24 protein-coding genes and 1 pseudogene are annotated in these 24,533 nt (G+C 62.7%); 17 read left to right on the top strand and 8 right to left on the bottom strand.

What is annotated here, in order from left to right; genetic code table 11:
• The first annotated feature begins 18 nt into the window (after nt 1–18).
• The 15 genes from N6H05_RS14670 (at nt 19) to N6H05_RS14600 (ending at nt 13,765) form a co-directional block, all read left to right on the top strand.
• Nucleotides 19–609 carry a gene transfer agent family protein gene (locus N6H05_RS14670; protein ID WP_284110176.1) on the top strand — a complete coding sequence of 197 codons (591 nt, stop codon included), beginning with the start codon at nt 19–21 and terminating at the stop codon, nt 607–609.
• Nucleotides 609–3,074, top strand: coding sequence for a tape measure protein (locus tag N6H05_RS14665; RefSeq protein WP_284110175.1), 2,466 nt, complete (start codon nt 609–611; stop codon nt 3,072–3,074). Before N6H05_RS14670 ends, N6H05_RS14665 begins: the two co-directional genes overlap by 1 nt.
• Nucleotides 3,074–3,619: a hypothetical protein gene (locus N6H05_RS14660; RefSeq protein ID WP_284110174.1), complete on the top strand. Its 546-nt coding sequence runs from the start codon at nt 3,074–3,076 to the stop codon at nt 3,617–3,619. The genes N6H05_RS14665 and N6H05_RS14660 overlap by 1 nt, the downstream gene beginning before the upstream one ends.
• The gene (locus tag N6H05_RS14655) at nt 3,616–4,008 is read left to right on the top strand and encodes a DUF6950 family protein (protein WP_284110173.1); all 393 of its coding nucleotides are present in this window, start codon (nt 3,616–3,618) and stop codon (nt 4,006–4,008) included. The genes N6H05_RS14660 and N6H05_RS14655 overlap by 4 nt, the downstream gene beginning before the upstream one ends.
• Complete coding sequence (locus tag N6H05_RS14650) at nt 4,008–6,320, top strand: phage tail protein (protein ID WP_284110172.1); 2,313 nt, start codon at nt 4,008–4,010, stop codon at nt 6,318–6,320. The genes N6H05_RS14655 and N6H05_RS14650 overlap by 1 nt, the downstream gene beginning before the upstream one ends.
• A gap of 30 nt (nt 6,321–6,350) precedes the next feature.
• Nucleotides 6,351–7,043, top strand: coding sequence for a hypothetical protein (locus tag N6H05_RS14645; protein ID WP_284110171.1), 693 nt, complete (start codon nt 6,351–6,353; stop codon nt 7,041–7,043).
• Entirely contained in the window at nt 7,040–8,809 is a 1,770-nt protein-coding gene (locus tag N6H05_RS14640; RefSeq protein WP_284110170.1) for a hypothetical protein, read from the top strand. The genes N6H05_RS14645 and N6H05_RS14640 overlap by 4 nt, the downstream gene beginning before the upstream one ends.
• A gap of 9 nt (nt 8,810–8,818) precedes the next feature.
• Nucleotides 8,819–9,568, top strand: coding sequence for a hypothetical protein (locus N6H05_RS14635; protein WP_284110168.1), 750 nt, complete (start codon nt 8,819–8,821; stop codon nt 9,566–9,568).
• 11 nt (nt 9,569–9,579) lie between these two features.
• Complete coding sequence (locus N6H05_RS14630) at nt 9,580–11,238, top strand: hypothetical protein (RefSeq protein WP_284110166.1); 1,659 nt, start codon at nt 9,580–9,582, stop codon at nt 11,236–11,238.
• A gap of 11 nt (nt 11,239–11,249) precedes the next feature.
• Nucleotides 11,250–12,080 (top strand): hypothetical protein, encoded by an 831-nt coding sequence (locus tag N6H05_RS14625; protein WP_284110165.1) that lies wholly within the window; start codon nt 11,250–11,252, stop codon nt 12,078–12,080.
• Nucleotides 12,081–12,230: 150 nt separating this feature from the next.
• Complete coding sequence (locus tag N6H05_RS14620; RefSeq protein ID WP_284110163.1) at nt 12,231–12,602, top strand: hypothetical protein; 372 nt, start codon at nt 12,231–12,233, stop codon at nt 12,600–12,602.
• Complete coding sequence (locus N6H05_RS14615; RefSeq protein ID WP_284110162.1) at nt 12,602–13,195, top strand: hypothetical protein; 594 nt, start codon at nt 12,602–12,604, stop codon at nt 13,193–13,195. Before N6H05_RS14620 ends, N6H05_RS14615 begins: the two co-directional genes overlap by 1 nt.
• Entirely contained in the window at nt 13,192–13,461 is a 270-nt protein-coding gene (locus tag N6H05_RS14610; protein WP_284110160.1) for a hypothetical protein, read from the top strand. Before N6H05_RS14615 ends, N6H05_RS14610 begins: the two co-directional genes overlap by 4 nt.
• Nucleotides 13,458–13,580 (top strand): hypothetical protein, encoded by a 123-nt coding sequence (locus tag N6H05_RS14605; protein ID WP_284110159.1) that lies wholly within the window; start codon nt 13,458–13,460, stop codon nt 13,578–13,580. Before N6H05_RS14610 ends, N6H05_RS14605 begins: the two co-directional genes overlap by 4 nt.
• Nucleotides 13,577–13,765, top strand: a complete 189-nt coding sequence (locus N6H05_RS14600) for a hypothetical protein (protein WP_284110158.1) — start codon at nt 13,577–13,579, stop codon at nt 13,763–13,765. Before N6H05_RS14605 ends, N6H05_RS14600 begins: the two co-directional genes overlap by 4 nt.
• A gap of 128 nt (nt 13,766–13,893) precedes the next feature.
• Here N6H05_RS14600 and N6H05_RS14595 read toward each other — a convergent pair whose 3' ends face one another.
• From N6H05_RS14595 to N6H05_RS14585, 3 genes are all read right to left on the bottom strand, one after another.
• Nucleotides 13,894–14,481 carry a hypothetical protein gene (locus N6H05_RS14595; RefSeq protein ID WP_284110156.1) on the bottom strand — a complete coding sequence of 196 codons (588 nt, stop codon included), beginning with the start codon at nt 14,479–14,481 and terminating at the stop codon, nt 13,894–13,896.
• A gap of 419 nt (nt 14,482–14,900) precedes the next feature.
• Entirely contained in the window at nt 14,901–15,866 is a 966-nt protein-coding gene (locus N6H05_RS14590) for a PcfJ domain-containing protein (RefSeq protein ID WP_284110155.1), read from the bottom strand.
• A complete protein-coding gene (locus N6H05_RS14585) occupies nt 15,863–16,462 on the bottom strand; it encodes an HNH endonuclease family protein (protein WP_284110153.1) in 600 nt (199 codons plus the stop codon). The genes N6H05_RS14590 and N6H05_RS14585 overlap by 4 nt, the downstream gene beginning before the upstream one ends.
• Before the next feature lie 332 nt (nt 16,463–16,794).
• Between N6H05_RS14585 and N6H05_RS14580 the strand changes: the two genes are divergently transcribed.
• Both N6H05_RS14580 and N6H05_RS14575 read left to right on the top strand, forming a co-directional pair.
• Entirely contained in the window at nt 16,795–17,076 is a 282-nt protein-coding gene (locus N6H05_RS14580; protein ID WP_284110152.1) for a hypothetical protein, read from the top strand.
• 98 nt (nt 17,077–17,174) lie between these two features.
• On the top strand, nt 17,175–18,068 hold the full coding sequence (locus N6H05_RS14575) for a hypothetical protein (RefSeq protein ID WP_284110151.1): 894 nt from the start codon (nt 17,175–17,177) through the stop codon (nt 18,066–18,068).
• Between the two features lie 42 nt (nt 18,069–18,110).
• Here N6H05_RS14575 and N6H05_RS14570 read toward each other — a convergent pair.
• The 5 genes and pseudogenes from N6H05_RS14570 to N6H05_RS14550 form a co-directional block, all read right to left on the bottom strand.
• Nucleotides 18,111–18,877, bottom strand: a pseudogene (locus tag N6H05_RS14570) (IS5 family transposase).
• A 31-nt stretch (nt 18,878–18,908) separates the two neighbouring features.
• Nucleotides 18,909–19,184, bottom strand: a complete 276-nt coding sequence (locus tag N6H05_RS14565) for a hypothetical protein (RefSeq protein WP_284110150.1) — start codon at nt 19,182–19,184, stop codon at nt 18,909–18,911.
• A gap of 117 nt (nt 19,185–19,301) precedes the next feature.
• Nucleotides 19,302–19,835 (bottom strand): methylated-DNA--[protein]-cysteine S-methyltransferase, encoded by a 534-nt coding sequence (locus tag N6H05_RS14560; RefSeq protein WP_284110149.1) that lies wholly within the window; start codon nt 19,833–19,835, stop codon nt 19,302–19,304.
• Between the two features lie 94 nt (nt 19,836–19,929).
• Nucleotides 19,930–21,348: an efflux transporter outer membrane subunit gene (locus N6H05_RS14555; RefSeq protein ID WP_284110148.1), complete on the bottom strand. Its 1,419-nt coding sequence runs from the start codon at nt 21,346–21,348 to the stop codon at nt 19,930–19,932.
• 2 nt (nt 21,349–21,350) lie between these two features.
• Nucleotides 21,351–24,530 carry an efflux RND transporter permease subunit gene (locus N6H05_RS14550; RefSeq protein WP_284110147.1) on the bottom strand — a complete coding sequence of 1,060 codons (3,180 nt, stop codon included), beginning with the start codon at nt 24,528–24,530 and terminating at the stop codon, nt 21,351–21,353.
• Nucleotides 24,531–24,533: the final 3 nt, after the last annotated feature.

The following is a 24,533-nucleotide window of genomic DNA, read 5'->3' as shown; positions in this document are numbered from 1 at the left end:
CGCACATAGCGTTCCCCCATGCAAACCGAGATCGCCCTGCCCTTCGCTGACGGGACTTATCTGTTCCGGTTGCCCATCAAGCGCATCATCGAAATCGAGGAAAAGGCCGGCCCGATCGACCTTGTGAAGCATCGGCTGATGCATGGTGGCTGGTCGATCCATGATGTGGTCGAGACGCTGCGGCAGGGCCTGATCGGCGGCGCCAAGGGTGAAGTGAACGGCAAGGCGATCGACGTAACCTCCCTTCGCGCGAACAGCCTGATCGAGAACTATGTCGACGGCCACGCCCTGGCCGAACACCACCTGACTGCCAAGGCCGTCATTGCCGCGCTCTATGTCGGCTATGCGCCCGCGCAGGAGGCTAAAAAAAAAAGCCCCGGTGAAGCGGCCGAGCCGTCGAAAATCGACTGGGGCCTCGTCCTCCACAACTGCCGAACCCTCGGGCTTAGCCTGAGCGATGCGGAGGCCATCACCATGCCGGAATATGCCGCGCTGATCCATCATCATGAACTGGCCAATGAGGACGGCGAGGAAGCGCCGCCTTCGGCCGATGACGTGAGCAGCATGTTCCTGCGTATGGAGCGCGCTGGTATCGGGAAGATCCACTGATGTCCGGGATTACTGCCGATCGCGTCGTTGTCGAGCTTGAGGCCCGGCTTGATCGATACGAGGCCAATGTCGCGCGCGCGGAAACCCGTTTCGACAAAGCGATGAGTGGCATCCAGCGCAGCGCCAAGGTCACAGAGCAAGTCGTGTCACGCGCAGCGCTCGGTATGGCGACCGCCATCGGGTCTATCGGCTTCATCGCGCTGGGCAAGGCCGCCGTTGATACCGCCTTGCGCTTCCGGCGCTTTGAGCAGGGTCTGGCTATCGCAGTCGGATCGACCGAAAAAGCCGGCGAGGAAATCCGCTTTCTTCGCGATCTCGCGGATAGCCTCGGCCTCCGCTTTGTTGATCTGGCCGAAAACTTCACTGGTTTCGCTGCGGCGGCGCGCGGCACCAATCTTGAGGGCGAAAAGGCCCGCGACATTTTCGAGGCGATCACGAAAGCGATCGTTGCTACCGGCGGATCGACCGAGCAGTTGAACGGCGCCCTACTTGCTGTCCAGCAGATGGTGTCGAAGGGCAATGTCCAGGCAGAGGAGTTGCGCGGACAACTCGGAGAGCGACTGCCAGGCGCATTCCAGATCGCAGCGCGCGCGATGGGCGTCACAACCGCCGAACTGGATAAAATGCTCGAAAAGGGCGATGTCGCGGCCGATGTCTTTCTACCCAAGTTCGCGGCGCAGTTGGGGAAAGAATTGCCCAACGCCCTGCAGACAGCAGACGCATCGTTCCAGCGTTTCCAGACAGCTCTCGATGACATCGCGAATAGCACGGCCGATGGGTTCATGCGCCAGTTGGGTGACGCCACTGACGACCTGACCAAGGTGCTGAAAGACATGCAGGCGAGCGGCGCCCTTGAGGCTGTCGGCTCGTTCCTCGGGACCGTTATCCGCCTCGGCGCTGGTGCGGCCAGTGTGATTGGCGATCTCGCGCTGGCGTGGCGCAAATGGCGGCTTGAGGTTGGCATTCGTCAGCAACAGAGCGTGGAGAATGGGTTTCTCACTTCGTCCGCCGACAAGGCCCAAGCCCAACGGAACAGGCAGGCACTTGAGCGAGAACTGGAGCTAGCCAACAATCCCAGCGTAGCCGCATTTCGTCAAAGGCTCGAATCGTTCGGGGCGTCTGCCAACAATGGCAAGCCCTTGGCGAGTTCGCCCGCAACAGCGTCCGGTTCAACAGGCGAATCCGATGCAGACAAAAAGAAGCGTCTAGCAGCCGAGAAGAAGGCGGCGCGCGAGGCGGAGCAGCGCGCTCGCGAGGCATATCAAAACGCCCAAGAAGATCGGCAAATCCAAATCGAGGTGCTGCGCGCTCAGTCTGATCTCACCGACAACATCGAAGCGAAGGCCCAATTCGAGCGAGAAATGCTGGAGATTGAACGCCAGCAGCGCATCGCGGAGTTGGCGCAGAATAAGGAATTGTCTGCCGAGCAGCGCAAGGCCCGCATGGCGGCGATCAACAAGCTCTACGGCTCAGCCGGCCAGGGCGACGAGATCATTGTCGACGGCGGCGGCCTGCTGCCACGCGCCGTCATGCGCGACCTCCAGAAGCGCCTTGAGGATGCCGCCAACATGCAGGCGGAGGCGCAGTATGATATCGCCCACGACGCCTTGGCATGGCAGGAACGCATGGCCGGCACCCGCGAGGAGCGCCAGAAGGTCCAGCTTGAACTGCTCAACCTTGAGTATGAAGAGCGCCGCCGCCAGCTCGAATTTCAGCAGAAGAACGCCACGTCTCAGGCTGAACGCGACGCCTTCCAGGCGCGCATTGACGCGCTCGGCGGGCAGATGGCCAACGACCGTGCGTCGATCGAGCGCGACAATGAAGGCCCCCTGGCCCGCTATCGCCGCCGCATGGACGAAACCAGCACGCAGGATCAGGTCGAGGAGCTGATCACGCAGGAACTGGACTATGTGCGTGACGGAATCCGGGACAGCATCACCAAGCGGCTCGGGGTGAAAGACCCGTTCCTGGCTGGGCTGATCGATATCTTCATCAACAAGAATATCATCGAGCCGTTCCTGAACTCCATGCGCCGCACGGGTGAATCGGGCGGCACGTTCGGCAATATCCTGACCTCCATCAGCACCTTCTTCCAAGGCTCCGCAGGCGGCGGCGAAACCGGCACCGGCGTCGGCTTCGCATCCGGCGGCACGGCGACGCTCGGCGGTCGCGGCGGCACCGATCGCAACACCCTGTCGCTGAACGGGCGGCCGATCGCGAACGTGACGCGCGGCGAGACCTTGAGCGTGGGCAGCAAGGCGATCCGCGCCGGCGGCGGCAGCCAGCCCACCGTCTATGCGCCGCAGTTCAACCTGGCCGGCGCGGTCGTCACCGCCGAACTCTATGCCGACATGGAGCGCATTTCCCGCGACAGTTCCGCGAGGGCGGCAGGTGCGGCATATGCGCAAAGTCAGCAGTCGATGCCCGGCACCCTCAACAAGTTCACGCAGTTGAAGGGCGGCTGATGAACGAGTCCTTCGGCATCCGCATAGCCTCCGATCCCCCGGCCCGGCTCTGGGGCGGCTTCGGCGACCTCGAAATCCCTGCGGACATCGTGGAGAGCGAACCGGCTGTCTACCTCGGCGGCGGCGAACTGCTCAACGCGCCCGACTTCGAAATCCCGATCAACGGCCAGGCCGAGCGCATCGATATCCGCCTGTCCGGTGTCAGCGCCGAAGTGCTGGCCATCGCGATCGGCGAAGCGGCCTCCGTGAAGGGCGCCAAGGTCCACTTCGTACGCTTCTACTTCAATGAGGACTGGCAGCTTGAAGATGTCGAATATGACAACGCCTTCATCGCCGACAAGCTGACCTTCAGCAGCGAGGAAACTGACGAAGGCCGGTCGCGGGTGCTGACCCTCTCGATCGCCACCGAAGACACGGATCGCAATCGCTCGCCGCAGGCATATTGGACCGATGCTGACCAGCGGCGCAAGTCGCCCGCCGACGCGATATTCAGCCATGTCGCCCAAATCTACCAGGGCGTGCTGCGCCGGTTCGGGCCGAAATGATGGAGCTTGGCGAATATCTCCGCGCCCGGCGGCCGGCATGGGACTGGCAGACGCATGACTGCTCCCGCTGGCTCGACCGGTGGCTGGTCCTTCGTGGCCACGCCAGCGCCATGGAGGCGACCGGCATTGCCTATGATAGCGAGCGTTCGGCGGCGCGCGTCATTGTGCGCGGAGGCGGACTTCTCTCGCTCTGGCAGCGCGGCATGGAGGCGATCGGGCTGGCCGTGGTCGATGAGCCGCAGATGGGGGACGCTGCGATCCTAAGCGCGCCAACCGACGACGGCCACAACCGAACAACCGGAATCTGGACCGGGCAGCGCTGGGCCAGCGTCCATCGTCACGGCCTTATCTGCGCGCCGGGCGATCCTTTGATGATCTGGAGGGTCTGATGGGCGGTGTTGCAAGGGCGATCGTCTCGCCGCTCAGCATCATTGATAAGGGTCTGGGCCGTCTCTCCCTCCAGATCGTGGCAGTTGCTGGCAATTTCATCCCTGGAGGACAGCCATTCGCCGCAGCAGCAGCGCTGGCCCTTGCCGTCCTCTACAGGCCGAAGGGGCCAAAGCCTGAGCAGCAGGAGCGGTCTATCAAGACGGCAGTTCCGCCTCGCGTGTCGGCCTATGGCCGTGTCCGGTTGTTCGGCGCCTATATCCTCTATGTCACGAACGATGACGGCTATGCGGTCGATGTCTGGGCTTTCCATGACGGCCAGCTCGACTTCATTGAGCGCATCTATCTGGGCGACAAGCAGGTCAAGCTGAACGGCGGCGGCTTCGTCATCAAGCAGAATGATGGCGAGTTCGGCGACGGCGACACCATCAAGATCGGGACGCGGCTCGGCCTGCCGACAGAAACCGCATTTGCAGAGGTCATCGCGCGTCTGCCCGGCATCTGGACCAGCAACCACCGAGGCGATGGCGTGGCGACCGGATGCATGATCTCCAAGCCGGTGAAGGCCAAGAACTATAACGAGGTCTATCCGACCGGCGGGCCGGATGCGAACGTCATGTCGATCGTCGCACGTGCTCAGATGGTCTTCGACTGGCGCGATCCGGCGCAGGACATCAATGATCCGACGACATGGAAATGGTCGGACAACGCGGCCCTTGCCATCGCTCACTATTACCTCATCCGAAACAACAAGGATTGGGACACGCATTTCGCGCCCACCATCTCCTACTGGACCGCCTTCGCCGATGACTGCGATGCGCCCATGGAGGTCTATCACGGCGCTGGTGTGTTCGTGGATGATGCGGATTCCGGCGACACCAGCTTTGAACTGACCAGTGTTGAAGGGCTGGCGCCGGGCAAGACCGTCACCTTGGCGGCCTATGGCATCGACAAGGTGGTGGGTAGCGTGGTGGGCAACACCGTCACGCTGACGACATCGCTGGGCGACGATTACAAGGCCGGCACGGTCCTTCGCTGGATCGGCGGCGGGACTGAACCGCGCTATCGCGTCGCCCTCGCACACAAGCACACCGATGCGCATAAGGTGACGCTGGGCAACCTGCTGGCGGCTTGCGATGGCATGGTGACGACGCGCGCTGACGGCGCGCTGGTCCCGTGGTCTGGCCGCTATGTCGATCCTGATCCTGATGACCTGATTGGCCCCGGCGAGATCGTCACTTGGTCGATGGACGACGGGATCGTTGATGAGGATCAGGCCAACGTCGTCGCGCTGACCTATCTGTCTGCCGATCACGATTTCACGACTGTGCCGACCAGCGATTGGCGCGACGAGGACAGCATTGATGAGGTTGGCGAGAAGCCGACTTCGCTGGAGAACGCGGTGCCAAGCCATGCGCAGGCGGCGCGGCTGGCAAAGCGCCTGCTCGACAAGACGATGGCGCCGAAGCGCGGCACGATCGCGACCAATCCCAAGGGCCGCAAGATCAGGGGCAAGCGCTTCATTCCGCTCCATATCGAGGAAGCGGGGACCGTTTTCTATTCCGGCCCGGCCGAGATCGTGCGCATCCGGCGGACACAGACCGGTGTCCAGTTCGATTGGGTGCGCGCCAACCCGAACGTGGACGCATGGAACGCAGCAACCGAGGAAGGCGAGCCGGCCCCAGTCGGCGCGCGGCCTGCGGTTGTGCCCCTACCCACTCCGACGATCACCGACGCCGAAGCGGAACTTGGCGAAGGCGGTGCCGATGCGCGGGTGCGGATCACCGTTGATGGCTTCGACCGGGATGATGTGACTTGGTATGCGCGCTGGCGGATCACTACCGACACGACATGGAACGAACAGGAATATACCGACATCGATCCCGGCCCGGCGGCGGTCCTGCTCTCCAGTCTGGTGCCGATCGATGTCAGCATAGATGTGGCGGTCGCCTATGGCGTTGGCGATGGCCGGCGCTCGGAATGGTCCGCCATTGAATCGGTCAGCACCTCCACCGCAGCCCTCGCACCATCGCCGCCGGCGTCTGTTTCCGCCAGTGCCGGAACCGGCCAAGCGACGATCCAATGGACAAACTCCAGCTCGGCCAACCTGTCCTATAGCCGGGTCTATCGCAACAGCACGAACACCATCGTCGGCGCGTCTCTTGCGAGCGGGGATCTACCGTCAGCGCCTGGTGCCACACAAAGCTATGTCGATACGATCGCTGCCGGGACATATTATTATTTCGTTCGCGCGTTTAGCGCATCTGGCGCACAATCTGGTGCAGTCGGGACAGGCGCGGTGACGGTCGCTTAACTGTCCCGTCCGTAGCTTGGCACCCTGGCTATGGCCACGCTTGCGCACATGCTCGCGACCTTTCCGACGTGCCAGTTCAGCTTCGCTTCGCGCGAAATGATGGTGCGCGCCAACGTGATTTCGGGCGGGGTTGCGATCAACGGCGATGAAAGCGCGATCGTCACCGATGGCGGCGGCCGTTGGGTTGCCGATTACCAGAACGCGCCACTCAACCGCCGTGAGAAGGTCTTGTCCTGGCGCGCGCTGCGGGCGCTGCTGAACAGCGGCACTCGGGCAATCATCTTCCCAATTTGCGATGCACGCCACCAGCCCGTCGCATCGCGCCAGCATGTCCCGCATAGCGATGGCACGCCGTTCAGTGATGGGACGCTTTACACCGCTGGCGATTGCGAGGTTGAGGCCGCCGCCGATGCCCCGCTGCGCGCCACTTCGATGACCCTGACCATCGTGACGCTCGGCAAACCCCTGATCGGCGGCGAGCGGTTCAGCATCGATCATCCGACATGGCGCCATCGTCTCTATGAGATCGCGACCGTCATTGGCAACGAAATCACGTTTCGGCCGCCGCTTCGTGAAGCAGTCCCGGCTGGGACCAATCTCAATTTCTCCGATCCTCGCTGTGTGATGCGGTTGTCCGGTGACATGTCGGCGCCGCTCAACGGCCCGCGCTTTGCCACTGGTTCCCTCACGCTGGTGGAAGATATGACCGGGAGCTACGAATGACCCTCGGCACTGACGCACTCAAGCTGGCCTGGCGTGATTATGTCACCAATGGCGTTCCTGGAACCGGCGAAAACGAGCCGGTAAAGCAGGAAATCCGGGACGGTCTGGATGCTCTCGCCATCGACATCGCGGCGGCTGGCATGGGCGACCTTGAGGAGGCGGTCGCCATTCTCCAGCCTTTGGTGGATGCTGCTGAAGCGGCGGCGGATGCCGCAGCGGATAGCGCCGAAGAGGCGGCTGACACCGTGGCCGAAGTCGCCAGCACGATCGGCAAGCGCAGCGTTGCCCCTCTCGCCGTCATCACCGACAAGGATAGATATGCTGCGCTCGTCATCGAGGCGGACGGCCACGCCAGGCGGTCGATGGTTCGCGAACCGGCCCGCCACACGCGCGGCATCTATTCGCATGTCGAGACTGACCGCAACGGCTATGCGCTCACCGCGCCGCGCCGCACCGATGCGAACGGCATCGAGCATGTCGTATCCCCGATCAACGCGCTCGACACCGAAGTAGGGATCGTCTCCTTCTACGGACAATCGCTGAGCGAGGGCTATGAAAGCCTGCCCATCATCACCCCGGTTGCGTTCTCGCCCCGGCTGGTGATGTTCGTCGGCGGCGTGAGGCCTCAGGACGATGGCACCACCGGCGCGGACTATGCCAGCGTCGTTCCGCTCCACGAAACGGCATCAGGCATCCGCGGCGAAACGCCTGCCTCTGGCGCCGGCCTTGCCACGCTGGAAACGATGCCTGATCGCTTTGGCGTCACGCTGGATGATATGGGTTCGGTTCAACTCTTCCACTCGGCGGGCGAGGCGGGAACCGAAGCAATCCGGCTGGCGCGGGGCAGCGGCTATTACAACCGCCTGACCAGTCAGATGCGCTTCGGCGTCCAATATGCGCGCTCGCTGAGCCAGACCGTCAGCGTGCCCTATTATGCACGGGTGCAGGGCGAGGCGGATATCTCGCTCCAGACGCCGGGCGCGACATGGCGCGGTATCGTGGCGAAGGAGCGCCGCGACTACGAGCGTGATGTCGCTGGCGCGGTTGGCGAGCAGCGCCCCGTCATCTGCGTCCACACGCAGACCTCCAGCTTCAACCTGGCGGGATACGGCCTGCCCGATCCCACCGGGATCACGTTCGCGCAGGCTGAGCTGTGCGAGCAAAGTCCGTGGTTCGTCATGGCCTGCCCGATGTACATGCTGGACTATATCCCCGGCGATGGGGTGACGGTTTCAGGCCTGCATCTGACCGCCACTTCTTCCAAGGTGCTGGGAGCATATATCAGCCGGGCCTATCTCCAGTCCGTCTACGAGAATGCGGATGGGACGCTGGCCTTCGACCCCGATCGCAAGTTCCGGCCGCTCCAGCCAATCAGGGCCAAGCGCCAGGGGCCGCGCGTCGTTGATGTGCTGTTCCACGTGCCTAAGCCGCCGCTGGTCTGGGACACGTCATGGATTGCTGCGGCGACGAATTACGGCTTCTACATCGAGCGTCCAGGTGCCGGCGATATCGCACTATCCGGCGCTCCCGTCATCCACGCGCGCAACCGCGTTCGCATCAATTCAAGCTTCGATCTGAAGGCCGGCGACATGCTTTGCTACGGCCTGCGCGATAGTCAGGTCGTGGGCGAGAATTGGGAAACCGGTCGCATCAAGGGCGCCCGAGGCAACCTGGCAGACAGCGAGGATCATGTCTTTGACCCCGCCGGGATCAACCGCCGGCTGCGCAATTACTGCCTCCACTTCCGCATTCCGATCAAAGTCTGAGGGCCTGACATGACCGTCCCGCAAATCATCCTATCCGATAGCGCAGACGCCTCCGGGCTGGGACTTGGCTGGTATGGCCGCCCGGTCGATTGGGACGGCGAATATGCTACCTATCTGCCTGGCATCGACCAGCCAAATGCACCGGGATGGGACTATAGCCTGAATGGCCGCGACACTTCCCCCGAGGGAGTCACCTTCGGCTCGGGCTGGTTCAACGGCGGCTGGATCGACACGCCGGTTGCGCCGCGCGATCTGGGCGACGCCTTTACCGTCTGGGCGCTGGTGAAGACGCATAGCACCTCCGGTTCGCCGGTCGCTGAAACCTTCCTCGGTTCGTCCGGCGGGACCAACCAGCGCTTTGTTGACCTGCTCATCGATCCGACTGCGCCGGGCTATTACAAGATGCTACTCAGCAATGGCGCTGGCTCCGGCTTCATCGCTTCGCCTGCACTGCCGCTGACCGCTGGCACTGGCGTCGGCTGGGATCTTCTGGTCGGCTGCGTCCAGCCCAATGGCTGCGCGCTGCATCGGCGCAGCCTAACCACCTCGGCCGATGTCACAGCCTCGTTCACTGCCTCGGGTGTCTACGGCTCCGTGCCGCTCACGATCGGCAACAACAACGACCACACGGTGAGCACGCCTGCCAATCTGGCAATCGCAGGCGCCGGGATGATCTCCGGCTTCCTCGGTAACGCAGATGTCGATGACCTCTACGCGCGTCTCAAGGCGCATTTCGCCACCATCGGCCTGGCCATCTGAGGGGGATGACGATGAGCTATACCAAGCCAGGGCTTTACGAAGAAGCTGCCCTTGAGGATGTCGATGCTGAGCTGGAGCGCCTGGCTGCGGAAGCCGAAGAGCCGGTCGTGGTTGAGGATATCGTACCCCTCACCGGGCTGTTCGACAGTTTCACCTCCGATCCAGATGGGCGACTTGTCTCCGGCTGGATAGGCGACAAGGAATATGAATATCAGAGCGGGATATTGGTCGAGAAGCTGAAGGCGCCGACAGAGGAAATCGTCCCGCTCGTCGGCATGTTGGATCGCTACTCCTGCGACAGCACCGGGCGCCTGATCGAAGGCAAGGAAATCACCGGCGCGACCAAGGCGGCGGCGGATGGCGCGATCGTCACAGTCGGAGGCTCCATCACGGCCAAGGCTGCGCTGACCTATGGCTATAACGCCACCACCGCGTTGACCTTCCCGAACGAAGCCAATGTCATCTATCTCGTCGTCGTCATGGGCCAGAGCCTCGCCGGCGGGTTCAACTCCAACGCGGCGGACAACCCGGTCACGACGGTTGCCGAGCATGCCGGCTATGCGCTGATGCCGGGCACCACGCCATGGCCCGAAGACACCGTTTTCACGTCCTTCTCCGACCTGATCGAGGTGAAGAAGGACGACGATCACAACAAGGAATCGATCTGTTCTGGCATGGCCGACGCCATCATGCGCCGGATGCAGGCGGACCTTGGCTTCAAGCCGAAGATCATCTTCGCCAATTGCGCGTGGGGCGGCACCTCCTATGCAGGCAATCCGGGCGGGACGGGCCTGAAGGAAGGCGGCATCCCCTGGCGCTATCTGCAAAATCTCATCGTCAACTCGCGCCTGACCGTGGCCAAGGCTGGCGCGCGTCTGGAAGTGCTTTGCGCGCCGATCCTGCTGGGTGAGCAGGACACGACCTACGGGACATCAGCCGAGGTTTACCGCCGCGATATGTCGCAGTGGCACACCGCATTCGTGGACATCGTGCGCCGCCTCAACCCGGATCAGGCTCGCACGCCTCTCTTCTTCCTGAGCCAGACCGATCGACCCAAGGATGTGGGCACGATCACCACCGAGATCCCCATCGCCATGGGCCAGCTGGTGCCCGACGACAACCAGTATGTCCGCACGGTCGGGCCGATCTACTGGACCGATGACAGCGGCGACAACGTGCATCCGTCATGCCGCGCCTATCGCCGCATCGGCCAGATGTTCGGTCATGCAATCTGCGAAGACCAGTTCGGACGCGGCTTTATCCCGCTCAAGGTCAAGGATGCATGGTGGTTCAGCACCACCAAAGTCCGCGCCCAATTCACCATGCCGATCGCGATCGAGACGACCGACACGCTGGTCGAGATCACCAGCCTGGGCGCGGCCAAGGGGGTCAACTTCGATGACGGTTCGGGATCGCCGCCGGCCATCACCGGGATTGCGCTGGTCGCTGGCACCACCGACACGATCGAGATCACCCTTGCCGCGGCGCCGACCGGCCTGCGCCAGCGCCTCCTGATCGCCAATCGTGGAACGGCGACCGGCGTTGGTCGCCTTGCTGGTGGCCGTAGCGGTATCCGCTCGGCCGCCAGCTATGGGACAGACCCGCAGGATAGCGCTGTCCTCTATCATTGGGCCTGCAAGCAGGTCGTCATCCTCCCCGTGCTTTCCTGAAGGATCAGCGCATGACCAGTCGCGAAACCAAGACCGCCTACGCAAATCCGGCCAGCGCCGGCACGCCGATCATTTCCCCGACCGCCGACGAACGTCTGCTGGTTCGTCATCCGCGCCTGCTGCACTGGTGGGACGCGGGCCATGGCTTCGACAAGGATGGCTGGCGCTGCCGCAAGGACCGCAAAATGCTGGTCAAGGAGCGCACCGCTCTGCCGACCCTCCAGAATATCGCCGCCTATCGCAGCATCCCGTCGCTATTCTTCGCAAGCGCTAATAACCAGCTCTGGGACAATGGCCAGAACCTGTTTCCCGCGGGCGAGTTCACGCTGCTGGTGGTCGGACGCAGCGGCCCGAACCAGAACACATTCATCGCGGGCGCCGCAACGGTCGGCCGCACGGACAGAACCTATATCCAGAATAATGATCAGGACGCTGGGCCAGGCAGCCAGGGCCTTCGCGTCAATGACGGCGTGACGCTGGGCGGATCGCTGACCGACACCGCCGTTCTGAAATATGCAGACGGCCCGGCAATGCAGTGGATCGCCAACAAGCCGCAGGAAGTCGGCGCGCTAGGCAACAACATGTGCATCCGCACGATGCGGGTCGACACCGGCGTCATCAGTGAGACGCAGGGCGACACCGCGAACGGCGCGCTCCCGAACGTCCACCGCGAATTCCATGTCGGCGCAGTCAACCCATTTGGCTCGGCGGCAAGCGGCGCGCTGATTGGCGGCGACCTCAGCCTCGTCATGATCTTCGACATCGCCCTGCACTTCGACACCGCGCTGCGCGATCTGGTCGAGGGCGTGATCCGGGCGCGCTACTCCATCCCGACCCCGTAACCTGACAAGGACCATCCCATGACCGCAGACGAGCATATCGCAGGCATACAGTCGGCGGCAGGGATGGTGACGGTGGAAATTGCGTGATGTCTATAACAACAAACCAAGGAGCAGCGGCGATGACGCCATGGGGTGAGGCGGCCCATCTCCATGCCTGACGAAATCGCCGAACTGCGCATGGAAGTTGCGAAGGCGCACGAGCTGATCCGCGTCGTCAAGCATGACCTCAACAACGACCGGCAAGCCCAGATCAACTTCGAACGACACCTGGAGCGCATGGAAAAGAAGCAGGACAAGTTCGATGAGCGCATCGAGAAGCTGGAAGAGAAGCTGGCCGGCAAAATCGAGGAGAACCACAAGGTCATCAGTGACAAGGTGGACGCGCTCAAGGACAGCCTGAACGCCGTCAACCTCAAGCAGGAGAAGAGCGTCGGCTTTTATGGCGGCGTCGCTGCGGTGTTCACGATCTCGGTCACAATCATCCTGTTCTTGGTGAAGCTGCTATTTGAGAGGGGGCATTGATGACCACCATTTCCGATGACGAATTCGTGCGGCTGTTTCAGGAACGCACCGGCCTTTCGCCGATCGACGGATGGGCGGGGCGCGACACGATTGCGATGCTGGACAAGCTGGCACCGCCCAAGCCCGCGCCAGCAACCGGCTTGCCCGATGACTATTGGCCGATGCTGTCCAAGATAGAGAGCGGTGACCGGCCTTACATCAAGGCCAGCACCTCCAGTGCTTCGGGTCTCTACCAGTTCATCAAGTCGACCTGGATCGGCGAAGGTGGCAAATGGGGCGCCGACATGTCCAAGGCCTTCGGCGGCCTGATGCCATCGGCCGATGAGCAGCTTGCCCGCGCCAAGACGTTCACCGCCAAGAACGCGGCCTATCTGCGCGGCAAGGGCATCCCGATCAACAAGGCCTCGCTCTATGCGGCCCACTTCTTCGGCCCGGTGACGGCTGCGGCGGTGATCGGCGCGGATACCAAGGCGCGGGCCGATCTGATTGCCGGCGAGGCAGCGACCAAGGCCAACCCGTCGATCCTGCAGAACAAGACGGTGGGTGAGTTCCTCGCGTGGTTGCAGAAGAAGACCGGGGAGTGGGCGCGATGAACCCCACCGTCCCCCACCTCCGCATAGTGGTCGCGGCCTGCGTCGCCGCGGTTCTCGGCTATCTCGGCTTCTCCGTCTGGGTCGTTCTCTGGTCGAACGATGTCGCGCTCAAGGGCGATGTCATAGGGACGTGGAAGAGCTTCGCCGTCCTCGCTTTCGGCTTCTGGCTGGGTTCGTCCAGCGGTGGCAAGGCATCGGTCTCCGGGCCGCAGCCGGTGACGATCGATCAGCCGCCCGAGAAGCCCGTTCCCGTGGAGCCTCAATGACCATGACCTACGGCGAACTCGGTGCGCTCATCGGGGCCTGTCTGTTCATCGGCGCGCTGGTGCCCTTCACGCTGCTGACCGTCGCGGCTGTGGCGATCTTGAAGGACATCCGCGGATGAGCCTCGGCAAAGCCATCCTCTCGATCGCCAAGTTTGCGCTGAAGAAGATCGTCAAGCCGGCGGCCGAGGAATATGGCCCCGATATCCTCGCCGATGTGGTCAGGCGGCGGTCATCTGGAGACGAGGCCAGCGATCCCCATCGCAACCCCAGCGACCGACGCGAACCTTTCGGGAATTCCGAATAGTTAGGTGACGGCGCTCTATCCAGTTGAGCTAACCCGGAGTCTCTTACACCCCGAAGCCGGGACTTGAACCCGGAACCTCCGTCACCCGTGCCGCCGACCGGGAACCCCCAGTCCAAAGCGGCAATCCCTTATACCCGATCCCCGGCGGCAAGGGAATCCCCCGCCTCCCGCGCTTCGGATAGGTCGGAGCCGATACTGAGCGACGGACCAAGTGTAAGGATACATGTTAGCTCGTCTGGCCCCGCCTCCCGCGATTCGGAGAGGGCGGCGCGTGCCTTCTCGCATTCTGGAATATGCTTGTCGTCCCGGCACCAATCGCCACAAGCGACCGGCTGGACCGCCGCCAGCGCCTCCCGCAGCCGCGCAACCTCCGCATCCTTCGCGGCGGTTGCAGCGGCGACGGACTGGAGGCGGTGGGCGGAAATGGCTGCCAGCATCTTCTCGCAGTCGCCAGCGCAATCCAACAGGCCGTCCAGATGGTCGATATCCCCCTGCGTCACGCCAGCATAGGCCGCAGTCGTCAAGCATTCCTTGACAGTTGACGGCTCCCCGGCCTGCTCAAGGGCGACCTTCTCGGCTTCGCGCAGATGCTTGCGCCACCAGAAATTGCCGCGCTCATGCTCGGGCTTCTCCCCGAAATAATAGCCTTCCAGCGGGCCATCGCCGCACAGGAACGCCAGCATATCGCGGGAAATAAGAACGCCGTCAGTGGTCATGTTCTTGGCCTTTCGGAAGGTCGCACAGCCGCTTGCCGTGCCAAGGGATGTGCCTGATCGAAGTCCTGCCGCAGTTGGCGCAGAAAAAGCCGCGACCGTCTGGGGTGTATTGCCGAGCCGGAATCACGCGCTGCGCCTCTGTTAGCTTCTCGGCTATCTGGTGGGCGGGGGTCATCCCATACCTCCTCTCGGACATTCCCAGTCACATTCCTCGCTGCCCCAGAGCGGACAGTAAAAGCCCGTCCCATCGTTGTAGCCGGCGCACTCAAACTCAGGCTCGGCATACTCTTCGTCGCAATCCCGGTCGGCCAGTTCATCAGCTAGGCAGCCGTCGCAAAGCCTCCCCGATCCGACTGAGTTGTCGCAGCGAAGGCACCGCCTCCCCTCCCCGCCCGCCAGCGCTTTTTCTTGGGGGTGGGTCATGCGGCGGCTCCAGGCTGATGGATCCTGACAAAGGTGTCGGCGGCATCGATCACGCCCTTCGCTGGCCACTTGTTGGCAAACGCTTTGATCTGGGCGGCGCGCTGGCCAACGATTTCGAGGGTAGCCATTCGCCGCATATCCACCCGGATCGAGTAGATATGGCATCCACCATTCATGACGCGGGGAATGTAGCTGGCGACGCAGTGCCGCATTCGACGCCCTTCTTCGATCAACATCGAAGGGGTGGACAGCTTGAAGAACTCAAAGCCGCCATGCTCTATGTGATCCGGCCAGTCGCTCAGGTCGATGACTGTCGTTGGAGTAATGCCAATCCCTATCTTGCCCAGCGAATTGTCGGCAGCGAGCCGGTCGTGCCAAAGCTGGACCTCGTTCGCCATGCGCTCAAATGACCACCGCGAGATATCGACAGATTTGTTCCGCGACACGAAATCCGCGAAGTCGCTAGCCTCTCCTTCAGCGCACCGGTGGGCGTGCTGCGCGATCCAGGCAAATCCAGCCTTTGGCGAAGAGTGGTTAAGCCGCATTCGCCGACGATACGTCTTCAGCGCGCCAAGCCACTTTCGCTGCGCATGAGGCCGATCTGGTATCACCTGCGATAGGGTTGATGGCGAAAGGTCGTTCAACTCACGGACGAAATCCGACATATATGGCTGGATCGCATACGCTTTCAGCTTTCGGAGCGGCGTCGCTATGCCAACAGCGGCCATGACCGTCTTGATCTTTTCGCCACGCTCGATAGGGCCGCCGATCCGGCTTGCGATGTATAAGCGATCCGCACGACTATTGACCTTCACGCCAAACGAAGCGGCTAGCACTGGCGCCTGCTCTAGATAGTCGATCGCCAATGGGTGAAGATTTGCGATGAACTCGGCATTGCGGTGCATCCCTTGGTTAGGAAACAACGCACGCGCGCGCATCCCTGGGCTGTTCTCTTCGCTCACATCCCCCTCCCCATCAGATCGGCGGGGCGGGTGGCGCGGATACTGCTATAGCGCTGAGCCGGAACCCATCCGAGCGCAGCGGCCTCCTGCTTCCACATGTGGCCAAGGCGAATCTTGCTGACCATGGCGTGACCGATCGGTAGGTCGCGCGCGATCTGCTTGTTATTCAGCCCGCGCTTTAGGCCGGCGATAACCTTTGCCAGCCCGTCCTGATCCAGCTTGGCAGCGCCATTCGACGCGCCGGCCTGATCGCCTCCCCGCCAGCGGTCGCGCTCCACCTTGTCAGCGGCATTGTCGGCAGGCGTGCCCCACCGCAGATGAGCCGGGTTGCAACATGGCGGATTGTCGCAGCTATGCAGGACATGGAGGTCCATATGCTCGACGCGCTCAGCCAGGACGAGCGCAAACCGGCTCGCCACTACCGCTTCGTATGAGCAAATCTTGAACCGGCCATACCCCTCTTTGCAGGAGGCTGTCCAAGGCCAGCACTCATCCGGCCCGCGCCGATCCACATGGCTGTGGAAGCGTTCGATAATACCCGCACCACGCGGGCTTTGGATCTGTGGCAAAATCCGAATAGTGGCAGTGGCAGCCATGTCGCACCTCCATGCGCCTTGGTCAGGGCCGGAGTGCTGTTGGCGCAGCATTTCGGCCCGATTTCGGTTAGCCATGAAGGTCGGGTTTTCTGGGGTTTTACATCGCGATTTCGCGCGCGTTAGACAAACCAACCCTATGGCTGGCCCCAATCTTACGCTCCACTTGGGTGCACCAAAACGCCGCATAGATCGGCTGGCGCGCAGCATGCCCCCTATTTTAGTGTTGCGTAACGCTGGAACTGATTGGTCCATTTCCGATCCAGTTCGACTGGCGCATATCCCCTCCCCCTGTACGTTCGCCATCCGAAACATTTGCTGTTTTGGAGGCACGCATGGCGAATTTGTTGCATGTCGAACCCAGCGACGATGTCTTGGCATGGGCAATTTTCATCGACCGCCGGCCGATCACCAACTTCAATCGCGACTTCGAATCGCTGGTAACGCTGGCAGAAGGCGAGCACCGCCTGGTGATCGACGCCGATGGCAGCGGGGCGACGGTGACTGTCACCATCGATGGGGCCACGTTGCTACCCGAAGGCTCGACCTGGCCGCTGACGCTGGAAGTTCCCGGCAACCGGACCGGCCAACATCTCGTCGCCAAGTTCTCCGTATGAAACGGAGCGCCCACCTCCTGCTAGGCCTTTCTCTAGTGACCTTTCCCGCCATCGCGGCCGCGCAAACCGATTTGCCCTCCTGCCCAGGCGCGCCGGGAATGACACTGGATGAAAAGGCAACAGCTCAAAGGCTGGCGCCGTCCTTGCAACAGATGGCAGCGCCTACCGCCCGAACCGCGTCGCTGCTGCAGGGTCTGGGCGGCGAGATGGAAGTCAATAATGGCGAGGCCCGAACCAGCCTCAGTTATGGCGGCAAGCTGCCGCCCCGCATTTGTCCATCGGACGCCGATGGCGCCGTCCGCTTCCGTCAGACCAGCTATGGCCTGACATTGTCGGTCCCGCTGGCCAACGACACCGACCTCATCGATCCGCAATTGCTCGACGGGCTGTCGGACGGACCCTCCTTGTCTTTCAGCCTCTCCCGCTACAGCGCAACCAAGCGCGATGCGCCGACGGGCCTCCAAAGCCACGCATGGCAATTCGGCGGCGAAGTTTCGATCGGCATGAACCAATTTAATTATCGCGATCCCGTCAGCTTGGCGAAGCATAGCGATTGGAAGCCGCAACTGGGCATTGGCGGCTTCCTCGCCTTCTACCCCGGCGATCGCAGGACCATGATGAGTTTCGGCATCGACTATCAGTCCAGCTATGAAGCGGCAGAAGAGCAGATCCTGTGCAAACCCGTAGCGACCGATCCGGACAAGGATTGCGCTAAGGCGGCTCCGAAAGGCCCCGATCGCGACGATTCACTGAACCTGTCCTTGGAGTATCGCTATGCGACGGGCCTCAATATTTTTGGAGCGAATATCGCGACGTCGCCCAAATTCACCTATGACAGTCTGAACGATGATTTCGGTGCGGAACTGCCTGTCTACTTCCTGCCATCTGCCAAATCACCCGTGCTGCCCGGTTTCAAGATCGGCTATGCGTCCGACAAGGATGATCTGATTCTCGGCCTCTTTTTGAAGGCTAGCTTCGGCATGATGCACTGACGCCGAGCATCAATGGGGGGGGTGATGAGCAATGACATGAGGCTAGGCCGTAGACTCATAAGCGCGAAGCCACAGCCGCATTGAGGCGAGTTGGACCATAGCGAGGAAGTTTTCGGCCAGCTTGTCGTAACGCATGGCGACACGGCGGAAGTGCTTCAATTTGGAGAAGAAGCGCTCGATCAGATTGCGCTCGCGGTAGAGCCGTTTGCCGAAGCAGGGTTTCCACTTCCGATTGGATTTGGCGGGGATGTTCGGTGTGGCTCCTTGCTGCTCGATCAGTTCACGGATGCGGTCAGCGTCGTAGGCTTTGTCGGCAAGCACGATGGTGTGCGGGCCGAGATGGTCGAGTAGCGTGTCTGCGACCCGGCCGTCGTGCGCCTGTCCTGCCGTCAGCCCGAGCCGGATGGGGAGCCCATGCGCGTCAACTACCGCGTGGATTTTTGTCGTGAGCCCGCCTCGGGAGCGACCGAGACAATGATCTCGATCCCCCTTTTTGCCGTCGCAGCTTGCTGATGAGCGCGAACGGAAGTGCTGTCGATCATCTGTATGTTACCGTCATACGTGGCGGTGATGGCATCCATCATTCGATCCCAGACGCCCGCCTTCCGCCATCGCACGAAGCGGTTGTAGCAGGTGGTGCGCGGCCCATAGCGCTCCGGCAGATCGCGCCATGGTGCACCGGAGCGCAGTACCCAGAAGATACCGTTCAGCACGCGCCGGTCATCGACCCGCGGCACGCCTCTGGGGTTGTTGGGCAGCAGCGGTTCAATCACGCGCCACTCGAAGTCGGTCAGGTCATATCGGCTCATGCCAACGCTGAATCAGATCTGCGGCGTTCGATCAATATCCCGGCTTCCACGGCTCGTTTTCGAGCGAAACAAGATCGCCATCAGCCAAAAGCCGCCATAGCGCTACGATCCTCTCAGGCGGTACGTCGGTCATATGTCGAGGATCACCCTCTTCCAGATTCTCAAAGACGACGTACCCGCCTCGGTAGGCGCCAAGGCACCATTCGCTCTCGTGGGTCACACTGACCGACGTGTGCTCTTCGTCTTCGGGGTCGGCATCAAGCTCATGCAGCAGGTCGGGAAACGCCGAATGCGACGCCTTCTCCATATTCCCCAGCCGATGCGTTATGTGAAAGCCCATTCCACGCCCAAATCACGAACGAGCATGAGCTATAGGCGAACGTTAGCCATCCCGCCATTTATGAGTTCACGGCCTAGTCTGGCGCTACCCCGCTCCGGCATCGACAAGCGGCGCTGGTGCGAACGAAAAAAGGTCATCCCCACCCCGCTCCAGATCGAGCAGATATTTCTTGGTTTCCACCCCGCCGGCAAAGCCGGTGAGCGCGCCGTTGCTGCCCACTACCCGGTGGCAGGGCGCAATGATCGAGATCGGGTTGCGGCCATTGGCGGCGCCGACGGCACGGGTCGCGGTCGGGCGACCGATAGCGCGCGCGATGTCGGCGTAGCTGCGCGTCTCACCGAACGGGATGTCGAGCAGCGCGGCCCAGACCTGGCGCTGGAAATCCGTGCCCTGAAAATGCAGCAGGACGGAGAAATGCTGCCGCTGGCCGGCGAAATATTCTGATAGCTGGGAGGCCGCGTCGCGCAGGACCGGATGGTCGGTCGCTTCGGACCGGGCGCCCAGGTGGACGCGGGCGGGATCATCGTCGGGCCACAGTACTGCCCTCAACCCTTCGTCGCTTGCGACCAGCGTCAGGTCGCCCACCGGCGACGTCATCGTCATACAGGCCAGGGTCATCGTCATCCTCCATGCGTCATCGCTGGAGATAGGCGATGATCCCCGCCCCCGCTTCCTGCCGCTTGCGGTCAAAATCCGCAAGCGGCAGGCCGCTTCATTTCAGGCCACCGCCCATGGCGCGATACAGCTCGATCATGTTGGTGAGCCGCGCCAGGCGCGTCGTCACCAGGCTCTGCTCCGCACTCGACAGGGTCCGCTGCGACACCAGGGTCGGCAGGAAGCCGTCGACACCCGCGCGGAAGCGGGCCTGCGTCAGGTCATAGGCCTTGCGCGCTGCATCGCGCTGCGAGGTCTGCGCCTCGACCTGATCGGTCATCGTGCCGCGTCGGGCGAGCGCATCGGCGACTTCGCGGAAGCCGGTCTGCACGCTCTTTTCATAGGTGGCGAGCATCGCGTCATAGGTCGCCCTGGCGTAACGCAGATTACCCTTATTCCTGCCGAAGTCGAAAATCGGCAGGGTCGCGCTGGGCGCCACCGACCAGCTATCGCTGCCCGACGCGAACAGGCCGGACAGGCCGAGACTGACCGTACCCAGCGCCGCCGTCAGCGACAGCTGCGGGAAGAAGGCCGCCCGCGCCGCACCGATATTGGCGTTGGCCGCGATCAGCTGATGCTCGGCCGACGCGATGTCGGGCCGGCGCAGCAACAGGGTCGAGGGCAGTTCCGCCGGCAGATTGTCGAGCGTGACATGGCCTTCCGGCAGGGCCGAGGGCAGATCCTCGCTGCCGAGCGTCGTGCCCGCCAGCAGGTTCAACGCATTCTGGTCCTGCGCGACCAGCGTGGTGGCGCTGGCGATGGCGGCGCGCGCCTGATCATAGCTGGTCTGTGCCTCGCGCACTTCCAGTTCGGACGCGATCCCCTTGTCGAAGCGGGCCTTATTGAGGTCCAGCGTCTCCTTGAACGCGGTCGCCAGCGTGCGCGAGATCGACAGCAATTCCTGATCGGCGGCCATGTTCACCCAGGCTGTCGCCACTTCCGCCACCAGTGCGGTCTGCGCCGCATTGCGGTTTTCGACCGAGGCGAAATATTGCTCCTGCGCCGCCTTGGTCAGGTTGCGCACCCGGCCGAACAGGTCGATTTCCCAGGACGAGATGCCGACCTGTGCCTGATAGACGTCGGTGTTGAGGCGCTGGCTCTGGCCGAACTGGACCAGCGGCTGTTCCGAATAGGTCGCCGTGCCGGTGGCACCGACGGTCGGCAACAGATCGGCCCGCTGCACCTTATATTGTGCCCGCGCCTGTTCGACATTGGCGACCGCAATGCGCAGATCGCGATTGTTGGCGAGGCTCGTCTCGATCACCCGCACGAGGCGCGGGTCGGTGAAGAAATCGCGCCAGGCGGTATCGGCCGGCACGATCGCCGCGCCACCGTCCGCCGCGGTCGCATAGGCCGGCCCCTGGGGGCTGGCCTGCGGCACCGGCAGTTCGGGGCGGGCATATTTGGGCGCCATGTCACAGGCGGCCAGCGTCAGCGCCAGAGAGGCGACCGACATTGCTTTGATATTACGCAACATTCTTATGCCTCCTGCGGTGCGTTCGGCGTTTCGCCGTCGGCGTTACGCTGTTCTTCCCCTTCATGATGTTCGCGGAACAACCGCTTCACCACGGTGAAGAAGACCGGCACGAAGAAGATGGCGAGGACGGTGGCGGACAGCATGCCGCCGACCACGGCCCAGCCGATGGCGTTCTGGCCACCCGCACCCGCGCCCTTGGACACGGCCAGCGGCAGCACGCCGAAGATGAAGGCGAAGCTGGTCATCAGGATCGGCCGCAGACGCAGCTTGCCCGCTTCCAGCGCCGCCTTGGCGGGCGGCAGCCCCTCACGCATCTTCTCTTCGGCAAATTCCACGATCAGGATCGCGTTCTTCGCCGACACGCCGATGGTCGTGATCAGCCCCACCTGCAGATAGATGTCGTTGTTGAGGCCCGCCAGCGTCGCCGCGATCACCGCACCGAGCACGCCCAGCGGCACGACCAGCATGACCGCGATCGGCACCGACCAGCTCTCATAGAGCGCAGCCAGGCAGAGGAAGACGATCAGCATCGAGAGCGCATAGACATAGGGCGCCTGACCACCGGAGGTCTGTTCCTCATAGGAAATGCCGTTCCAGGCAAAGCCGATGCCGGCCGGCAGCTTGGCGGCAAACTCCTCCATCGCCTGCATCGCGGTGCCGCTGGACACGCCAGGTGCCGGGGCACCCTGAATGTTCATCGACGGCACGCCATTATAGCGTTCCAGACGGGCCGGACCCTGGACCCATTCCGTGGTGGAGAAGGCCGAGAGCGGTGCCATCACGCCCGTGCTGCCACGGACATGGAAGGCATTGATTGCATCGGGCGAAGTCCGGAACGGTGCATCGGCCTGGACGAACACGCGCTTCACGCGGTCACGGTCGATGAAGTCGTTGACATAGGTACCGCCCAGATTGGTGCTGATCGTGTCGTTGACGTCCGCCTGGGCGATACCCAGCGCACCGGCCGCAGCCTGATCGACGTTCAGCTTCAATTGCGGCGTATCTTCCAGGCCATTGGGACGGACCTGCGCCAGGCGCTTGTCGCCCATCGCCATGCCCAGCAACTGGTTGCGCGCCGCCAGCAGCTTGTCATGGCCCAGATTGGCCTGATCGAGCAGTTGGAAGTCGAAACCGGAGGCGTTACCCAGTTCCTGCACGGCCGGCGGCACGAAGGCGAAGGCCATGCCCGACGAGATCTTCTGGAACGCCATATTGGCGCGCAGAGCGATCGCGGGGACGCGGCTGTCGGCGCCCTTGCGTTCATGCCAATCCTTCATGCGGGCAAAGACGATGCCGACATTTTGGCCCTGGCCCACGAAGCCGAAGCCGGCGACCGTGAACACTGCCGAGACATTCTTCTTCTCGTCGACCAGATAATGGTCGCGCATCCGCGCCAGCGCACGTTCGGTTTCTTCCAGCGTCGTGCCCGCGGGCAGCGACACCTGGTTGATGATGATGCCCTGGTCCTCATCCGGCAGGAAGCCGCTCGGCAGGCGCAGGAATATGAACGCCATGCCGACCACGACCAGGCCATAGACCAGCATGGTCCGCACCCAGCTGCGCTCGACCTTCTCGACGCCCGCGCCATAGCGCACCACGCCCTTGTCGAAGGTCCGGTTGAACCAGTCGAAGAACCGGCCAAGGATCGAGCCGATCGGCCCGTTCCAGCTATGCCCGTGCGATGCAGGCTTGAGGATGGTGGCGCACAGCGCCGGGGTCAAGATCAACGCGACCAGCACCGACAGGATCATCGACGACACGATGGTGATCGAGAATTGCCGGAAGATGACGCCGGTGGACCCGCCGAAGAAGGCCATCGGCAGGAAAACCGCAGACAGCACCAGGCCGATGCCGATCAGCGCGCCGCTGATCTCGTCCATCGACTTCTTGGCTGCTTCCTTGGGGCTGAGCCCTTCATCCTGGATCAGACGTTCGACATTCTCGACGACGACGATCGCGTCATCGACCAGCAGGCCGATCGCCAGCACCATGCCGAACAGGGTCAGGGTGTTGATGGTGAAGCCGGCTGCGCTGAGGATCGCCAGCGCGCCCAGCAGAACCACCGGCACCGCGATCGTCGGGATCAGCGTGGCGCGCCAGTTCTGCAGGAACAGGAACATGACGACGAACACCAGCAGCACGGCTTCGAACAGGGTATGGACCACCTGCTCCACCGACAGCTTGACGAAGGTCGAGTTGTCGACCGGGAAGTCATATTTGACCCAGCTCGGAAAATTCTTCGACAGCTGGTCGACGCGCGCCTTGACGGCTTCCACAGTGTCGAGCGCGTTGGCGCCCGGTGCCAGCTTGATGCCGAAGCCCGACGCCGGATGGCCGTTGAACTTCACGCCAAAACCATAGGTTTCCGCGCCCAGCTCGACTTTGGCGACATCCTTCATCAGCACGACCGAACCGTCGCTGTTGCTGCGCAGACGGATATTCTCGAATTCCTCCGGCGTGCGCAGGCGCGACTGGGCGGTGACGGTGGCGTTGAGCGCTTGCCCCTTGGGCGAGGGCGAACCACCGATCTGGCCGGCCGACACCTGGGCATTCTGCGCGGTGATCGCCGACTTCACGTCGCCGGTGGTCACACCCAGATTGGCCATCTTGTACGGATCGAGCCAGATGCGCATCGCATATTGCGAACCGAACAGCTGGGTATCGCCGACGCCGGTCACACGGCTCAGCGGATCCTGCAGGCTGGACGCGATGAAGTCCGCCGCGTCCTCCTGGTCATGAATGCCATCGTCCGAATAGGCCGCCATGATCAGCAGGAAGCTGGACGTGGACTTGCCCACGCGCAGGCCCTGCTGCTGCACTTCCTGCGGCAGCAGCGGGGTCGCCTGCGACAGCTTGTTCTGCACCTGCACCTGCGCGATGTCAGGATCGGTGCCCTGCTCAAAGGTCAGGGTGATGCTCAGATTGCCCGAACCGTCGCTGGTGGAAGCAAAATAACGCAGATTGTCGATACCCTTGAGCTGCTGCTCGATGATCTGCGTCGTCGTGCTTTCCAGCGTCTGGGCGTTGGCACCGGGATAGGTGGTCTGGATCGTCACCGCCGGCGGGGCGATTTCCGGGAACTGCGCGACCGGCAGCGACCGGATCGCGAGCAGGCCTGCCAGCATGATGACGATGGCGATGACCCATGCGAAGATGGGCCTGTCGATAAAATAGCGGGCCATGGC

It is taken from the genome of Sphingobium sp. WTD-1 (assembly GCF_030128825.1).
Classification (GTDB): domain Bacteria; phylum Pseudomonadota; class Alphaproteobacteria; order Sphingomonadales; family Sphingomonadaceae; genus Sphingobium.
The sequence above is the reverse complement of the archived record's forward strand: the minus strand, read 5'-3'. Positions and strand labels throughout refer to the sequence as shown.

Coding starts and splice junctions, on each gene's coding strand:
- N6H05_RS14640 (WP_284110170.1), top strand. CDS start 7,040: ATGACCCTCGGCACTGACGCACTCAAGCTGGCCTGGCGTGATTATGTC.
- N6H05_RS14580 (WP_284110152.1), top strand. CDS start 16,795: ATGGCGAATTTGTTGCATGTCGAACCCAGCGACGATGTCTTGGCATGG.
- N6H05_RS14605 (WP_284110159.1), top strand. CDS start 13,458: ATGACCATGACCTACGGCGAACTCGGTGCGCTCATCGGGGCCTGTCTG.
- N6H05_RS14555 (WP_284110148.1), bottom strand. CDS start 21,348: ATGTTGCGTAATATCAAAGCAATGTCGGTCGCCTCTCTGGCGCTGACG.
- N6H05_RS14670 (WP_284110176.1), top strand. CDS start 19: ATGCAAACCGAGATCGCCCTGCCCTTCGCTGACGGGACTTATCTGTTC.
- N6H05_RS14585 (WP_284110153.1), bottom strand. CDS start 16,462: ATGGCTGCCACTGCCACTATTCGGATTTTGCCACAGATCCAAAGCCCG.
- N6H05_RS14615 (WP_284110162.1), top strand. CDS start 12,602: ATGACCACCATTTCCGATGACGAATTCGTGCGGCTGTTTCAGGAACGC.
- N6H05_RS14575 (WP_284110151.1), top strand. CDS start 17,175: ATGACACTGGATGAAAAGGCAACAGCTCAAAGGCTGGCGCCGTCCTTG.
- N6H05_RS14560 (WP_284110149.1), bottom strand. CDS start 19,835: ATGACCCTGGCCTGTATGACGATGACGTCGCCGGTGGGCGACCTGACG.
- N6H05_RS14550 (WP_284110147.1), bottom strand. CDS start 24,530: ATGGCCCGCTATTTTATCGACAGGCCCATCTTCGCATGGGTCATCGCC.
- N6H05_RS14600 (WP_284110158.1), top strand. CDS start 13,577: ATGAGCCTCGGCAAAGCCATCCTCTCGATCGCCAAGTTTGCGCTGAAG.
- N6H05_RS14635 (WP_284110168.1), top strand. CDS start 8,819: ATGACCGTCCCGCAAATCATCCTATCCGATAGCGCAGACGCCTCCGGG.
- N6H05_RS14655 (WP_284110173.1), top strand. CDS start 3,616: ATGATGGAGCTTGGCGAATATCTCCGCGCCCGGCGGCCGGCATGGGAC.
- N6H05_RS14665 (WP_284110175.1), top strand. CDS start 609: ATGTCCGGGATTACTGCCGATCGCGTCGTTGTCGAGCTTGAGGCCCGG.
- N6H05_RS14630 (WP_284110166.1), top strand. CDS start 9,580: ATGAGCTATACCAAGCCAGGGCTTTACGAAGAAGCTGCCCTTGAGGAT.
- N6H05_RS14565 (WP_284110150.1), bottom strand. CDS start 19,184: ATGGAGAAGGCGTCGCATTCGGCGTTTCCCGACCTGCTGCATGAGCTT.
- N6H05_RS14660 (WP_284110174.1), top strand. CDS start 3,074: ATGAACGAGTCCTTCGGCATCCGCATAGCCTCCGATCCCCCGGCCCGG.
- N6H05_RS14645 (WP_284110171.1), top strand. CDS start 6,351: ATGGCCACGCTTGCGCACATGCTCGCGACCTTTCCGACGTGCCAGTTC.
- N6H05_RS14625 (WP_284110165.1), top strand. CDS start 11,250: ATGACCAGTCGCGAAACCAAGACCGCCTACGCAAATCCGGCCAGCGCC.
- N6H05_RS14620 (WP_284110163.1), top strand. CDS start 12,231: ATGCCTGACGAAATCGCCGAACTGCGCATGGAAGTTGCGAAGGCGCAC.
- N6H05_RS14650 (WP_284110172.1), top strand. CDS start 4,008: ATGGGCGGTGTTGCAAGGGCGATCGTCTCGCCGCTCAGCATCATTGAT.
- N6H05_RS14595 (WP_284110156.1), bottom strand. CDS start 14,481: ATGACCACTGACGGCGTTCTTATTTCCCGCGATATGCTGGCGTTCCTG.
- N6H05_RS14610 (WP_284110160.1), top strand. CDS start 13,192: ATGAACCCCACCGTCCCCCACCTCCGCATAGTGGTCGCGGCCTGCGTC.